Annotated in this window: 15 protein-coding genes; 7 read left to right on the top strand and 8 right to left on the bottom strand. The window is 51.0% G+C overall.

Annotated elements, in window-relative coordinates; translation table 11 throughout:
• Nucleotides 1-34: 34 nt before the first annotated feature.
• The 7 genes from kdsA to ACESOH_RS07820 all read right to left on the bottom strand — a co-directional run bounded on the left by kdsA (nt 35) and on the right by ACESOH_RS07820 (nt 5,293).
• Nucleotides 35-889 (bottom strand): 3-deoxy-8-phosphooctulonate synthase, encoded by an 855-nt coding sequence (kdsA, locus tag ACESOH_RS07850; protein ID WP_373100621.1) that lies wholly within the window; start codon nt 887-889, stop codon nt 35-37.
• A gap of 12 nt (nt 890-901) precedes the next feature.
• Nucleotides 902-1,696 carry a SirB1 family protein gene (locus tag ACESOH_RS07845; RefSeq protein WP_373100620.1) on the bottom strand — a complete coding sequence of 265 codons (795 nt, stop codon included), beginning with the start codon at nt 1,694-1,696 and terminating at the stop codon, nt 902-904.
• A gap of 5 nt (nt 1,697-1,701) precedes the next feature.
• Complete coding sequence (prmC, locus tag ACESOH_RS07840; protein ID WP_373100619.1) at nt 1,702-2,622, bottom strand: peptide chain release factor N(5)-glutamine methyltransferase; 921 nt, start codon at nt 2,620-2,622, stop codon at nt 1,702-1,704.
• Between the two features lie 43 nt (nt 2,623-2,665).
• Complete coding sequence (prfA, locus tag ACESOH_RS07835; protein ID WP_032091977.1) at nt 2,666-3,748, bottom strand: peptide chain release factor 1; 1,083 nt, start codon at nt 3,746-3,748, stop codon at nt 2,666-2,668.
• A gap of 147 nt (nt 3,749-3,895) precedes the next feature.
• Nucleotides 3,896-4,357, bottom strand: coding sequence for an outer membrane lipoprotein (locus ACESOH_RS07830; RefSeq protein ID WP_032091978.1), 462 nt, complete (start codon nt 4,355-4,357; stop codon nt 3,896-3,898).
• Between the two features lie 19 nt (nt 4,358-4,376).
• Entirely contained in the window at nt 4,377-4,700 is a 324-nt protein-coding gene (locus ACESOH_RS07825) for a hypothetical protein (RefSeq protein WP_373100618.1), read from the bottom strand.
• 5 nt (nt 4,701-4,705) lie between these two features.
• Complete coding sequence (locus ACESOH_RS07820) at nt 4,706-5,293, bottom strand: VOC family protein (RefSeq protein ID WP_373100617.1); 588 nt, start codon at nt 5,291-5,293, stop codon at nt 4,706-4,708.
• An 86-nt stretch (nt 5,294-5,379) separates the two neighbouring features.
• Between ACESOH_RS07820 and argS the strand changes: the two genes are divergently transcribed.
• On the top strand, nt 5,380-7,110 hold the full coding sequence (argS, locus tag ACESOH_RS07815; protein WP_373100616.1) for an arginine--tRNA ligase: 1,731 nt from the start codon (nt 5,380-5,382) through the stop codon (nt 7,108-7,110).
• A 51-nt stretch (nt 7,111-7,161) separates the two neighbouring features.
• On the top strand, nt 7,162-8,061 hold the full coding sequence (locus ACESOH_RS07810; protein WP_373100615.1) for a DUF3298 domain-containing protein: 900 nt from the start codon (nt 7,162-7,164) through the stop codon (nt 8,059-8,061).
• 225 nt (nt 8,062-8,286) lie between these two features.
• Here the strand turns inward: ACESOH_RS07810 and mdh are convergent, their stop codons facing one another.
• Nucleotides 8,287-9,222: a malate dehydrogenase gene (gene mdh / locus ACESOH_RS07805; protein ID WP_373100614.1), complete on the bottom strand. Its 936-nt coding sequence runs from the start codon at nt 9,220-9,222 to the stop codon at nt 8,287-8,289.
• Between the two features lie 224 nt (nt 9,223-9,446).
• Between mdh and argR the strand changes: the two genes are divergently transcribed.
• The 5 genes from argR to rsxC form a co-directional block, all read left to right on the top strand.
• A complete protein-coding gene (gene argR / locus ACESOH_RS07800) occupies nt 9,447-9,914 on the top strand; it encodes a transcriptional regulator ArgR (RefSeq protein ID WP_373100613.1) in 468 nt (155 codons plus the stop codon).
• Nucleotides 9,915-9,935: 21 nt separating this feature from the next.
• Complete coding sequence (locus ACESOH_RS07795) at nt 9,936-10,823, top strand: TIGR01777 family oxidoreductase (RefSeq protein WP_373100612.1); 888 nt, start codon at nt 9,936-9,938, stop codon at nt 10,821-10,823.
• Nucleotides 10,824-10,958: 135 nt separating this feature from the next.
• Complete coding sequence (gene rsxA, locus ACESOH_RS07790) at nt 10,959-11,540, top strand: electron transport complex subunit RsxA (RefSeq protein WP_032092245.1); 582 nt, start codon at nt 10,959-10,961, stop codon at nt 11,538-11,540.
• A 1-nt stretch (nt 11,541) separates the two neighbouring features.
• On the top strand, nt 11,542-12,141 hold the full coding sequence (rsxB, locus tag ACESOH_RS07785) for an electron transport complex subunit RsxB (RefSeq protein ID WP_032091984.1): 600 nt from the start codon (nt 11,542-11,544) through the stop codon (nt 12,139-12,141).
• On the top strand, nt 12,134-14,328 hold a 2,195-nt coding region (gene rsxC / locus ACESOH_RS07780; protein WP_373100611.1), incomplete at its 3' end, for an electron transport complex subunit RsxC. The genes rsxB and rsxC, both read left to right, overlap by 8 nt.

The raw sequence follows: 14,328 nt of genomic DNA, 5'->3' as shown, positions 1-14,328 counted from the left end.
CAAAACTTATTAAAAATCCACCGCACTTTTCACCTTAATTTGCGGTATCAAGTTCCTCGAATCCTTTTACCAGGTCGTCAACGGCTTTCATCTGTGCGATAAAGGCGTCCAGTTTCGACAGCGGCAATGCCGACGGGCCGTCGCATTTGGCATTATTCGGATCAGGATGTGCTTCCAGAAATAGACCCGCCAGCCCCACCGCCAGACCGGCGCGCGCCAGTTCCGTCACCTGTGCGCGACGTCCGCCCGAAGCCGCACCGAACGGATCCCGGCATTGCAGTGAATGAGTCACATCAAAAATCACCGGACATCCGTCGGACACCTGCCTCATCACATTGAAACCGAGCATATCCACCACCAGATTGTCATAGCCGAAATTGGTGCCGCGATCGCACAAAATCACATTATCATTGCCGCATTCGCGGATTTTTTCCACAATATTGCCCATTTGCCCCGGGCTTAAAAACTGTGGTTTTTTCACATTAATCACCGCGCCGGTGCGCGCCATTTCTTCCACTAAATCGGTCTGACGGGCTAAAAACGCGGGTAGCTGAATAATATCCACCACATCCGCCACCGGCTGACACTGATAAATTTCATGCACGTCGGTAATCACTTTTACGCCGAAGGTATCTTTCAGCTCCTGAAAAATCTTCAGCCCTTCGTCCATGCCCGGGCCGCGGTAAGAATGAATGGAGGAGCGGTTGGCTTTATCGAAAGACGCTTTAAAAATATAAGGCACGCCTAATTTCGTCGTTACTTCGACGTATTTCTCACACACCGCCATCGCCATATCGCGGCTTTCCAGCACATTCATCCCGCCGAATAACACGAACGGTTTATCGTTGGCAATCTCGATGTCACCGACGCGCACAATTTTATTTTGCATAGTACATTCCCTCTAATGAATAGATTCTGTTTCTTTTTTGAGTTCCGATAATTGTCCCGCCAGCAAAAGTGCGGTCGGATCCTGCGGACATTTTTCGATAAAATATTCCAAATCGCCCGCCGCCGCTTTAAAGCAGCCCATTTGCGCCAGCACAATGCCGCGATCGCGGATTTCATAAGGATCGTCCGGATGGCGGTGTAATAAGGTTTCGATATATTGCAGCGCGGCGTAATTGTGTTCCTCGCGAATCAGCGCGTTTTTGGCCAGCTGTCTGAAACGCTCAATCAGCACTTGCCCGTCCGCCCGTGCCAATACCTCCGCCGTCAGGGTCGCACCGAAACCGAGTGCGCCTTCATACAGCGTCTCCAGCCGTCGGCGCGAAAGGATTTTGCCGTTCCAAGGGTCGATAAACAGCGTTTCGTCCTCCATATCGGCGCGCAAAATCAGCTGGGTCGGAAAATTCACCGGATACAGCGGCAGGTTCAGGCTGTCCGCCAAATACAGCACAATCGCGCCGATACTCACCGGCATGCCGCTGTGTGTCGTCAGCACCTGCGGCAAATACAGCTTGTCGGAATGAAAATACTGTTCGGGGTCGCAATGAAAGCCCCAATCCTGATAAACCAGCTGCAATAAGCGCTGAATTTTGTCTTTATCGCGCATCTCCGCTGGCATCGCCTTGCGAGCTTTGCGCACCAGCGCCCCCATTAAAGCGCGGATACGGGCAAGTTCATCCCCTTCGTCATCACAGGTGATCAAATAAAAAGACGTCATTTCGTCATACAAGGCTTTTTGATAATACTTCATCACAATTATCCTTTGGCTATTCGCCCGAAAGTTACCCGTTCATTGTCACCGTAATCGCGCACGCTTGCAACCGCCTGCCATAGATCCGAGGCAAAAAACGACCGCACTTTTTCTCCCTGCTGCCAGCCGTGTTCCAACAATAACCAGCCGTTCGTTTTCAGATATTGCGGCGCCTGTTGGATAATTTTGTGCAGATCTTCATATCCCTGCTGTCCGGCAACCAGCGCCGATAAAGGTTCGAAGCGCACATCGCCGCAACGCAGATGCTCATCCTGAGCGTCAATATACGGTGGGTTGGCGACGATAAGATCAAAATGCCGGCGACCGATTTCCTCAAACCAATGGCTTTGTATAAAATGCGTATTTTTCACCCGATTGCGTTCAGCGTTACCGGCCGCCAATGCCACCGCTTCGGCAATCACATCCACACCTAACACCGTTAAACCGACGCCGCGCTGTTCCGTCAGCGGCGTCAGTTCGGCCGCCAATGCCAGCGCGATAGCACCGGTACCGGTGCCGAGATCCAAAATCGCCAGTTCACCGTCAAAGTGCGGTGAAATTAAGCGCTGTTTCGCCGCCGCCAACGCCTGCTCCACCAGCACTTCCGTATCCGGACGCGGAATTAAGGTCCGTTGGGACACCTGTAAATTTAACGACCAGAATGCCTGTTCGCCGAGAATATACGCCATCGGTTCGCCTTTGGCCCGACGCGCTAATAATTGTGACAATGTGCTTATCTGTTTTTCATCCAGCAGCCTTTCCGGAAAGGCCAGAAGCGTTGCGCGATCACACCCTGTCACAAACTGTAATAACAGGCGAACATCGGCTTTAGGGTTCGCATAAGGATCCTGAGCCTGATAAGGTTGTAAATAGTCAATGGCAGCTTCCTGCCATTGCTGATAACATTGTGGGTAAATATTGTTCACTGCAACCGATTCTGTCTGTGGAATGAGCCTGAGGATAAAAAGATTAATTCTGTTCGGATAAGGCCGCCAGCTGATCCGCCTGATATTCGGTGATAATCGGTTGAATCAGCTCGTCAATTTTGCCGTTCATCACTTCATCCAGACGATAAACGGTCAGATTGATACGGTGATCGGTCACGCGCCCCTGCGGGTAATTATAGGTGCGGATTTTATCCGAGCGATCCCCGGAACCGAGTAAGTTACGGCGTGTGTCCGCCTGCTGAGCGGCTTGTTTTTCCTGCTCTGCCTGCACAATTCGTGACGCCAGCACCGACATGGCCTTGGCTTTATTTTTATGCTGTGAACGTTCATCCTGACATTCCACCACAATACCGGTCGGAATATGGGTAATGCGCACGGCGGAATCCGTGGTGTTCACATGCTGTCCGCCCGCGCCCGATGAACGATAGGTATCGATACGCAAATCCGCCGGGTTGATTTCCGGCAGTTCGCTCTCCGGTAATTCCGGCATCACCGCCACGGTACAGGCAGACGTGTGGATACGTCCCTGCGATTCGGTTTTCGGTACGCGTTGTACCCGATGACCGCCGGACTCGAATTTCAGCTGGCCGTAAACGCTATCGCCGCTGATTTTGACGATGATCTCTTTATATCCGCCCTGCTCGCTTTCATTTTCGCTCAGCACTTCCAGCCGCCAGCGCTTGCTTTCCGCATAGCGGCTGTACATCCGGAATAAATCGCCGGCGAAAATCCCCGCTTCATCACCGCCCGTTCCCGCACGGATTTCCAGATAACAGTTATACTCATCATTCGGATCTTTCGGCAGCAGTAAAATCTGTAACTGTTTTTCCACCTGTTCCCGTTCTGTTTTACAGGTTTCGATTTCCTCCTGCGCCATTTCGCGCATGCTCGGATCATCCAGTAGCGCCGCCGCCTCTTCCAAATTTTCATTCAGCTGTTTCCAGCGGGCAAAACAGGTCACCACATCTTCCAATTGGGCATATTCTTTTGAGTAGGCGCGGAATTTATCCTGATCGCTGATAACGGACGGGTCGCCCAACAGCGCGGCCAGTTCTTCATGACGTTCATTTAAACTATCTAACTTACTGATAATTGAGGGTTTCATTCACTAACCTTATAGTAAAACATAAATAAAAAATCGGGCTATTTTAGCACGGTTTGACAGAAAAATTGTAGTTATCGGAAAAATTTCACGCCAAAAATAAAGGCTTCCGGGAATGCCGAAAGCCTTTATCCGTCATGAAATCCGGGATTATAATGCCGAAACGTTCAACGATGAACCGCCGACAATACGCACGCGTGCGCCCGGAACCAAATTGGCTTCATATTTTTGTACGACGACAATTTCCTTGCCGTCGTCTTTTTTAATCACTAATTCCAGCGAATCCACCTGACTGGCTTTTTCTTCCACTTTGCTGCCGATCACCGCACCGGCGATGGCGCCGACCGTGGTGGCAATGGCTTGTCCCGTTCCGCCGCCGACGCCGGAACCGGCGATACCGCCTAATACGCCGCCGCCCACCGTACCGATAACGCCTTGATTATCCGCCTGAATTTTCACCGGGCGGGTGGATACGATGGTACCGTAGCTGATAGAACGCGCTTCTTTTGCCTGCGCACCGGAATAGACGCTGCCGCTGTAAATGTCCTGATTGGCGCAACCGGCTAATCCCAGCGTTAATAACAATGCAAATGCCAAACTGATTTTTTTCATAAAAATACCTTAAACAAAATTAATGTTTACCGGTTCTGGACAACCAAGAGGCCGATTTTGATCTCGACACATTTTTGATACTCAGATTACCGTTATCGTCCGCGGAAACCGATACGCAGGCACCGACGACCAAATTGGAATCATAAGGATAAACCAACTCGATCATTTCCGCATTACCGTCCGAAGGTTCACAGTTGTCACGGCGAATAGTCAGTTTTAAATTACTTCCTTCATAGGCACTGAAAACCACTTCGCCTTTGTAGCTGTTGTCATCGGAATGTGATGAACAGGCAGTTAGTCCCAGGCTCAATAAAACGGTTAATGCTAAAGCAGCTTTTTTCATTGGTGTTAAACCTCAATTATTTTTTTAATATGATACGGATGAACCTTAATACAGGTATGATTATCCGATTGCTGCGCAAAGCTCACTGCGACAGAAGGATTCGGCAGACGTTCGCCTTCCACTTTCGGCTCGCTGACTTTGACGCTCAAATCGGTTAATTTGTTCCATAAAAATAACGCATTAATGCGCTTAACCCATTCTTCCGTCGATTCTTTGTACAAAAACGGAATCACCACTTCAATATGCTCCCAGGCATGTTGCGGATACAGTTTATTTTTAGGAAACGGCAATTCAATAATATCTACGTCTTGATCGCAAAACCGCAGAGGTTTATTCAATTTAATCAAGTAAATAGGCCGACCGTTAACGATATTATCGCTCAAAATTGTACCGCACTTTAATAGCACTGTCAGCCATTGCTCGGCATCTTTACGCTGATTTACTCTCACCGCCAGATGATCGATCGGGTATGCTTGCAACGGCAGTGCCATTGCCGCCGCCAATGCAATGATTTTTCGTTCAAATTCAATAAAATCCGATAAATGGACAAAAGTCTGACAAAACAGCGGATGATTTTGGTTCGGGCTGATCATTTTTTCTCACTTCATCTTTTCTGGCTCACGAAAGAACGGTATCATAGCGGATTACTTTCACAATTCAAAATCAGGTTACATACACAGTGAATATTCAATCCATTCTATCGGACAAAATCAAACAGGCGATGCTCAAAGCGGGCGCAGATGCGCAATGCGATGCGTCAGTGCGTCAATCGGGAAAACCGCAATTCGGTGATTATCAGGCCAACGGCATTATGGCGGCAGCAAAAAAACTGGGACAAAATCCGCGCGAATTCGCTCAGCAGGTTATCGACCGGCTGGATTTGCAGGGCATGGCGGAAAAAACCGAAATCGCCGGCCCCGGCTTTATCAATATCTTCTTAGCCAAACACTGGCTGGCGGAGAATCTTCAGCAAGCCCTTGACGATGAAAAACTCGGCGTGCGCACATCACAAAAACAAACCGTAGTGGCGGATTATTCCTCCCCGAACGTGGCCAAAGAAATGCACGTCGGCCATCTGCGTTCCACCATTATCGGCGATGCCGTGGTGCGCACGCTGGAATTTCTCGGCAATAAGGTGATCCGCGCCAACCATGTCGGCGACTGGGGCACTCAGTTCGGTATGTTGATCGCCTATCTGGAAAAAATGGAAAACGAACATGCCAGCGCAATGCAGCTAAGCGATTTGGAAGCCTTTTACCGCGCGGCGAAAGAGCATTATGACAACGACCCGGATTTTGCCGAAAAAGCCCGCGGTTATGTCGTCAAACTACAGGGCGGTGACGAATATTGCCGTACCATGTGGAAAAAGCTGGTGGATATTACCATGCGTCAGAATCAGCACAATTATACGCGGCTGAACGTTACCCTGACGGAAAAAGACGTCATGGGAGAAAGTCTGTATAATCCGATGCTGCCGGGCATTGTGGCGGATCTGAAAGCACAAGGGCTGGCAGTGGAAGACGACGGCGCTTGGGTGGTTTATCTGCAAGAATTCAAAAATAAAGACGGCGATCCGATGGGCGTGATTATCCAGAAAAAAGACGGCGGTTATCTTTACACCACAACGGATATCGCCGCGGCAAAATACCGTTATGAAACCCTGCACGCCGATCGCGCCCTGGTCTTTTCCGACACCCGCCAAAGTCAGCATATGCAGCAGGCCTGGCTTATCACCCGCAAGGCGGGCTATGTGCCGGACAGCTTCCAGCTGGAACACAAAAATTTCGGCATGATGCTGGGTAAAGACGGCAAACCGTTTAAAACCCGGAGCGGCGGCACGGTGAAGCTAGCGGATCTGTTAGACGAAGCCCTTGAACGGGCGGATAAATTAATTTCGCAAAAAAGCACCGCACTTTCCGCACAGGAAAAAGCGGCGGTAGTGGAAGCGGTGGGTATCGGTGCGGTGAAATATGCGGATTTATCCAAAAACCGCACCACCGATTATGTATTCGACTGGGATAATATGCTGAGTTTTGAAGGCAACACCGCGCCTTATATGCAGTATGCCTATACCCGAATCCGTTCTATTTTTAACAAAGCAGCAATCAGTGCGGAAAGTTTATCAACGGCGCCAATTAAACTGGACGACGAAAAAGAGCGCTTGCTGGCGATTAAATTATTGCAATTTGAGGAAGCGGTGCAAATTGTCGGTCGTGACGGAACGCCGCATATTCTCTGCGCTTATCTGTATGAACTGGCGGGATTATTTTCTGCATTTTATGAACATTGCCCAATCCTCAATGCCGACGATGAGATAAAACTCAGCCGTTTGAAACTGGCGTTATTAACCGCAAAAACCCTAAAACAAGGATTGGATTTACTGGGTATCAAAACCGTAGAAAAAATGTAATCCGAACAAAAGGGCGAAACCGCCCTTTTTTAACCGCATAAGGCAACCATCATGAAAAAATCCGTTCCCCTCCTGCTGCTCAGCACCGCCCTGCTTTCCGCCTGTAACGACAAAGAGATCACCGACTTAACGCAGCAACTGCAACAGTCGGAACACAGCGTCGCACAGCTGAAAGCCAATCAACAGACCATTCAAAACGAACTCGCGCAGGCTAAAGCGCAATTTCCGGCATTACAGGTGAAAATTAGCGAAATTTTCAACAAACAGGCGCAAATTGAATTCGATGCCAAAACGAAAAATGACCTGGATATTCCGCAGGCAACGGTCAACACCTGCGATTATCTGCCGGAAACCGGCGTACCATGGCTAGATGCGCTGCTGGTGAAAAAGCAATACGGCTATCTTGTTAATTCCGATGAAAAAAGCCAATCCGCGTTAGAGAATCCGAGCAAAGCGGATTTAATCAAACGACTGGAAACCATTCATACCACCGCCATGGATGAAATCAAGCGCGAACCGGCTTTAGGATTCGACTTATGCATCAACGCGAATTATCTCGGTCAGCGTCAAAATGTCGTCAGCTTTGAAGAGGCGGTCTCTACCTATACCGGCGGCGCGCACGGCATGCACTATCTGTTTTACACCAATATCGATATCAATAAAAAAGCCATTATCCGCCTTGATGATTTAGTGACCGAAAGCGGGCAGCCCAAACTCCTCGAGTTCTTATGGAAAGACTATGTTGACAATGTAATGAACGGGGAGCCGCCGTTTATTTCGAAACAGGATTTCAGCATTTCGCCGGAATTTTATTTCAGTCCGGAGGGCATTCATTTCGTTTATCCGCCTTACGCGTTAAATGCTTATGCCTATGGTGACGTGACACTGGTTTTACCTTGGGGAGCAATCGAAGATAATCTGATTAATCCGGATTACAACTGGTATAAATAAGATAAAAAAAGTGCCTCGTTTAACGGAGGCACTACTCGGAAAGCAAAATATGTCGGCTATTTATTAATAGCACTTGTTTTTGATGGGCGTAGGATACAGAATTAACCCTCACAGGGCAAATGGTTATTACCAAATTTGTGAACTAACTCACGGTTTTAGCTAAAAATTTTCATAAAAAACAAAAAAAGCGGCTTAATTGCCGCCTTTTTGAACAATAAATTCGCGTTACGAATTAACAAATTTCTCACCCAGCTCGATATCGGCGCGTAAGGTCGGCAGCATCGCTTCCAGCGCCTGCTGTTCAAACGCACTTAACGGGCCGATCGGCAGAATTTCTTCCACTCCGTTTTTACCCAAGCGAACCGGTTGGGCGAAGAAACGGGCGTATTTGCCGTCGCCTTCCACATAAGTGCATTCCACCACGGTTTCGCCGCTCAACCCTTTTACCAGTGCGCGGGCGAAACGGGCTGCCGCCTGCGCCATGGAAAGTGTCGCCGATCCGCCGCCGGCTTTGGCTTCCACCACTTCCGTACCGGCATTTTGAATACGTTTGGTTAGCGGTGCGATTTCCTCCTCTTTCCACTCGGCATACTGCACCTGCGACAGCAACGGCAGAATCGTTACGCCGGAGTGACCGCCGATAACCGGCACGGCCGTACGGGAAACGTTCAGCTGTTTTAATTCGGATACAAAGGTTTCGGAACGCAGCACATCCAGCGTCGTTACCCCGAATAATTTGCGTTTATCGTACACGCCGACTTTTTTCAGCACTTCCGCCGCAATGGCAACGGTGGTATTCACCGGATTGGTAATGATCCCGATACAGGCCTGCGGACACACCGCCGCCACTTTTTCAATTAAATTACGCACAATGCCGGCGTTAATATTGAATAAATCGGAGCGATCCATACCCGGTTTACGCGCCACACCCGCCGAAATCAACACCACATCCGCGCCCTGCAAAGCCGGTGTCGGATCCTCACCGGCGAATCCCTGCACTTTAACCGCGGTCGGAATATGGCTGACATCCGCCGCCACCCCCGGAGTTACCGGCGCAATATCATATAACGATAATTCGGAACCTGCCGGTAACTGTAATTTCAACAATAATGCCAATGCCTGACCGATACCGCCTGCGGCGCCTAATACTGCTACTTTCATTTAAAACTCCTTATGTTGATTAAGTTTACAAATTGAACCTCTGAATTCTAAATTTATTCCTGCGCAAATTCAAACGGATAAATCCAATAGTGAGATCTAACTCAAGGTTTTCCCGCCAATCAGCGCGTTTTCACACCGAAAACAGCGCAGATAAACAAATTTTATTTACTTATTTTGCATTTTTATGCAAAATCTATGCAAAAGACAGAATCTGGAGCATTCCGATGACAAATGAAAAAAGCGACAATTTAACCGCTGCATTCAAGGCGTTGCTGGCGCAAGAACGGTTCGGCTCGCAAAGCGAAATCGTCACCGCCTTGCAGCAGCAGGGGTTCAACAATATCAATCAATCGAAAATATCACGCATGCTGAACAAATTCGGCGCCGTGCGCACCCGCAATACGCGCATGGAAATGGTATATTGCCTGCCCAATGAACTCAGCGTGCCGAATACCAGCAGCCCGCTTAAAAATCTGGTGCTGGACATCGACTCCAACGCCTCGCTGATCGTGGTAAAAACCAGTCCGGGCGCCGCCCAGCTTATCGCCCGCCTGCTGGATTCGGTAGGCAAAGCGGAAGGCATTTTAGGCACCATTGCCGGCGACGATACCATTTTTATCACCCCGACATCCGGCACCGAAATTAAGCGCCTGATCAGCAACATTCAGCAGCTATTTGAAAATTCACTGTAACGCATACGACGGGAGGGAACGATGAAAATTTTATTGACCGGCGCCACGGGTCTGGTTGGGCGCGCATTGATTCCCCGTTTAATCCGTGATCATCAGATCATTGCGCTGACCCGAAATCCGACGCAGGCAAAAGCCAAACTGCCCGCCGGCGTCGGGCTTATCGACACGCTGGATCAGTTCCGCGATCTGAACGCCTTTGACGCCGTGATTAATCTGGCGGGCGAACCGATATTCCGGCGCCGCTGGACGGCACAGCAGAAAAATCGCCTGCTTTACAGCCGGGTGAATTTAACCGAAAAACTGACCGCACTAATTAACCGCAGCAGCCATCCGCCGCACAGTTTTATTTCCGGCTCGGCGGCGGGCTATTATGGCGATCAGGGCGAGGCGGTGATCAGCGAAGACAGCATGCCCGGCACCACCTTTCCCGCCCGTCTCTGTCAGCAATGGGAAGCCGCCGCGCTGGGTGCCGAAACCCGCGTCTGCCTGCTGCGTACCGGTATCGTGCTGGCGCCTAACGGCGGTGCGTTGGCGCAGATCCTGCCGCTGTATCGCTTAGGTTTGGGCGGCAAACTCGGCAGCGGGCGGCAATATTGGGGCTGGATCGCACTGCCGGATATGGTCAATGCCATTGTATTTCTGCTGCACAATCCGTCATGCCGCGGCGCATTCAATCTGTCGGCGCCGAATCCGGCACGCAACAGCGAATTCAATCAGGCGCTGGGATCGCTGCTAAACCGACCGCACTTTGTCAGCGTCCCTGCGTTCATGCTGAAACTGGTCTTCGGCGAACGGGCGCAACTGTTGCTGGACAGCCAGAAAATACAGCCGACCAAACTGCTGCACGCCGGTTTTTGCTTTCAATATCCGGCGATCAAGCCCGCGCTGGCGCAGTGCCTGTCATCATAAACGCCGGCATATCCCCCGTTTTCGGCATAAAAAGTGCGGTCGTTTTATGTTAAATTTCCGCGCGCTAAACTTTTTATTGTCCTGGGCGGCAGAAACAGAGATAATATACGGCTTAATCAAATCAGCGAAAACACTATGACAGATTATATTTTATTGATTATCAGTACCGCGCTTATCAACAACTTTGTTCTGGTTAAATTTCTGGGACTTTGTCCGTTTATGGGGGTATCGAAAAAAATCGAAACCGCGGTCGGCATGGGATTGGCGACAATGTTCGTGCTGACGGTGGCGTCATTGTGTTCTTATCTGGCCGATCGCTATTTGCTGACGCCGTTTAACGGCAATTTTCTGCGCACATTAGTCTTTATTCTGGTGATCGCGGTAGTGGTTCAGTTTACCGAAATGGTGATCAATAAAACCAGCCCGGTGCTGTACCGTCTGCTGGGTATTTTCCTGCCGCTGATTACCACCAACTGCGCCGTACTGGGGGTGGCGCTGCTGAATATTAATCTAGCGCATAATCTGACCCAATCGGTGATTTACGGTTTCGGCGCCTCGCTCGGCTTTGCGCTGGTGCTGGTTTTATTCGCCGCCCTGCGTGAACGGCTGGCGGCGGCGGATGTGCCGTTGCCGTTTCGCGGCGCCTCCATCGCATTGATTACGGCCGGCCTGATGTCGCTTGCCTTTATGGGCTTTACCGGTCTGGTGAGAGCGTAACATGACAACCTTTTATTATGTGCTGATCGCCATTGCCGTATTGGCGTTGATTTTCGGTATTATTTTAGGCATCGCCTCAATAAAACTGAAAGTTGAGGCGGATCCTATCGTCGAAAAAATCGATGCCCTGTTGCCGCAAAGTCAATGCGGTCAATGCGGTTATCCCGGTTGTCGCCCTTATGCCGAGGCCATTGCTAACGGCGATGTGATCACCAAATGCGTCCCCGGCGGGCAACCGCTGGTGGTTAAACTGGCGGATTTGCTGGGGGTGGAAGTACCGGCAAGCGAGCTGGCTGAAGATCCGACGCCGAAAGTTGCCTTTATCGACGAAAATATGTGTATCGGCTGTACCAAATGTATTCAGGCCTGTCCGGTTGACGCCATTATCGGCACCAACCGGGCGGTGCATACCGTCATTCCCGATCTCTGTACCGGCTGCGAGCTTTGTGTCGCCCCCTGCCCGACCGACTGTATTTCCATGATTAAAGTAAAACCGGATATCGAACACTGGAGCTGGAAATTTGATCCGAAACTGGTTATTCCCGTGCTGGATACCACGTCGGTGCAGAAAAAACTGATTGTGGGAGAGCGTGATGAATGATGTATTAGCCCGTTTCAATTCGGGTAAACTATGGACGTTCGACGGCGGCATTCATCCGCCGGAAATGAAATCCCAATCGAACCAAACGCCGATTACCCGCGCGCCATTGGCAGAAACCTATTATGTGCCGGTGAAACAACATGCCGGCAGCGCAGGCAATATTCTGGTCAAGCCGGGCGACAAAGTTCTGAAAGGTCAGCCGCTGACGCTGGGCGAAGGGCTGCGCGCCCTACCGGTGCATGCGCCCACTTCCGGTACGGTAACCGCCATTGCGCCGCACGTCGCCGCCCATCCGTCGGGATTAAGCGAACTGTGCATCGAAATTCAGGCCGACGGGCTGGATCAATGGCGTGAACGCCGGCCGCTCGAAGATTTTCTCAGCCGCACGCCGGAACAGCTGATCGAAACCATTTACCACGCCGGCATTGCCGGTCTGGGCGGCGCGGCATTTCCGACCGCGGCCAAAATTCATTCGGCGGAAAAACAGGTTAAACTGCTGATTATCAACGGCGCGGAATGCGAACCCTATATCACCTGCGACGATCGCCTGATGCGCGATTATCCGGCGGAAATTATCGAAGGTATCCGTATCCTGCGTTATATTCTGCGCCCGGAAAACGTGGTACTCGCCATTGAAGATAACAAACCGCAGGCAGTGGCGGCGCTGACCCGCGCGCTGCACGGTGCGAACGACATCGAAATCCGCGTGATTCCGACCAAATACCCGTCCGGCGCGTCAAAACAGCTGATTCAGGTGCTGACTGGGCTGGAAGTACCGAGCGGCCAACGCTCTTCCCGTATCGGCGTATTAATGCATAACGTCGGCACCGCCTTTGCCGTCAAACGGGCGATTATGGACGATGAGCCGCAGATTGAACGTGTGGTTACCCTGACCGGCGATAAAATCCCGCACAAAGGCAACCAATGGGTGCGCTTCGGCACCCCGATCGCCCATCTGCTGCAACAGGCGGGCTATCATTATGACGATCGTTTCCCGGTGTTTATGGGTGGCCCGATGATGGGCGTGATTCTGCCCGATTTAAACGCGCCGGTAACCAAAGTGACCAACTGCCTGCTGGCGCCGGATCATTTCGAATATGCACCGCCGGAGCCGGAACAGTCCTGTATCCGCTGTTCCGCCTGTTCGGACGCCTGCCCGGTACATTTAATGCCGCAGCAGCTGTACTGGTTCGCGCGCAGCGAAGATCATGAAAAATCGGAGCAATACGCCCTGAAAGACTGCATTGAATGCGGCGTATGCGCCTATGTTTGCCCGAGTCATATCCCGCTGATTCAATATTTCCGTCAGGAAAAGGCCAAACTGTGGGAAATAAAAGACAAAGCGCACAAGGCCGAAGAGGCCAAAGTGCGGTTTGAAGCGCGTCAGGCGCGTCTGCAAAAAGAGGAACAGGCGCGTAAAGCCAGAGCCCAGCGCGCTGCGGAAAACCGTCGTGCCGAACTGGCGCAGCAGCAAGGCGTCGATCCGGTACAAGCCGCATTAGAGCGGCTAAAAGCCAAACAATCCGCCGCTCAGAACGCCGCCCAGGCGCAGATTAAAACTGTGGTGAACGCCAAAGGCGAAGTGGTGCCGGATAACAGCGAGATTATGGCGCAGCGTAAAGCGCGCCGCTTAGCCCGTCAGCAGGCGGAGCAACAAACACCGTCAAGGGCGCAGCCGACAACCGACGGTACAGCGGAAAAAAGTGCGGTAGAAAAAACTACTGAAAATTCCACCGCACTTGATAATAAAAAAGCCGCGCTTGCCGCCGCCATTGCACGCGCCAAGGCCAAAAAAGCGGCGCAAAACGATAACGCCGCCAATCTTGCCGACGCGACACCGCCGGCTGAAACAGTGCCACCGCAGTCACGCACACAGCCGGCAACTGACGACGCAGCAGGAAAAAGTGCGGTAGAAAAACGCACCGAACATAATAGTGCGGTCGAAAAAACCGGCGAAAATTCCACCGCACTTGACGATAAAAAAGCCGCCATCGCCGCCGCCATTGCGCGCGCCAAGGCCAAAAAAGCAGCACAGCAAAATGATAACACCGCCAATCGTGCCGACATGACACCGCCGGCTGAAACAGTGCCGCCGCAATCAACCGTACAGCCGGTAACCGACGGCGCAGCGGGAAAAAGTGCGGTAGAAAAACGCACCGAACATAATAGTGCGATCGAAAAAACTCG

Origin of the sequence: Necropsobacter rosorum (assembly GCF_964241405.1) — a bacterium.
GTDB lineage: Bacteria > Pseudomonadota > Gammaproteobacteria > Enterobacterales > Pasteurellaceae > Necropsobacter > Necropsobacter rosorum.
This window is presented reverse-complemented; position numbering and strand designations above follow the sequence as displayed.

Coding starts and splice junctions, on each gene's coding strand:
- rsxB (WP_032091984.1), top strand. CDS start 11,542: ATGACAACCTTTTATTATGTGCTGATCGCCATTGCCGTATTGGCGTTG.
- ACESOH_RS07845 (WP_373100620.1), bottom strand. CDS start 1,696: ATGAAGTATTATCAAAAAGCCTTGTATGACGAAATGACGTCTTTTTAT.
- ACESOH_RS07825 (WP_373100618.1), bottom strand. CDS start 4,700: ATGAAAAAAGCTGCTTTAGCATTAACCGTTTTATTGAGCCTGGGACTA.
- ACESOH_RS07830 (WP_032091978.1), bottom strand. CDS start 4,357: ATGAAAAAAATCAGTTTGGCATTTGCATTGTTATTAACGCTGGGATTA.
- ACESOH_RS07810 (WP_373100615.1), top strand. CDS start 7,162: ATGAAAAAATCCGTTCCCCTCCTGCTGCTCAGCACCGCCCTGCTTTCC.
- mdh (WP_373100614.1), bottom strand. CDS start 9,222: ATGAAAGTAGCAGTATTAGGCGCCGCAGGCGGTATCGGTCAGGCATTG.
- argR (WP_373100613.1), top strand. CDS start 9,447: ATGACAAATGAAAAAAGCGACAATTTAACCGCTGCATTCAAGGCGTTG.
- prfA (WP_032091977.1), bottom strand. CDS start 3,748: ATGAAACCCTCAATTATCAGTAAGTTAGATAGTTTAAATGAACGTCAT.
- ACESOH_RS07795 (WP_373100612.1), top strand. CDS start 9,936: ATGAAAATTTTATTGACCGGCGCCACGGGTCTGGTTGGGCGCGCATTG.
- ACESOH_RS07820 (WP_373100617.1), bottom strand. CDS start 5,293: ATGATCAGCCCGAACCAAAATCATCCGCTGTTTTGTCAGACTTTTGTC.
- kdsA (WP_373100621.1), bottom strand. CDS start 889: ATGCAAAATAAAATTGTGCGCGTCGGTGACATCGAGATTGCCAACGAT.
- rsxA (WP_032092245.1), top strand. CDS start 10,959: ATGACAGATTATATTTTATTGATTATCAGTACCGCGCTTATCAACAAC.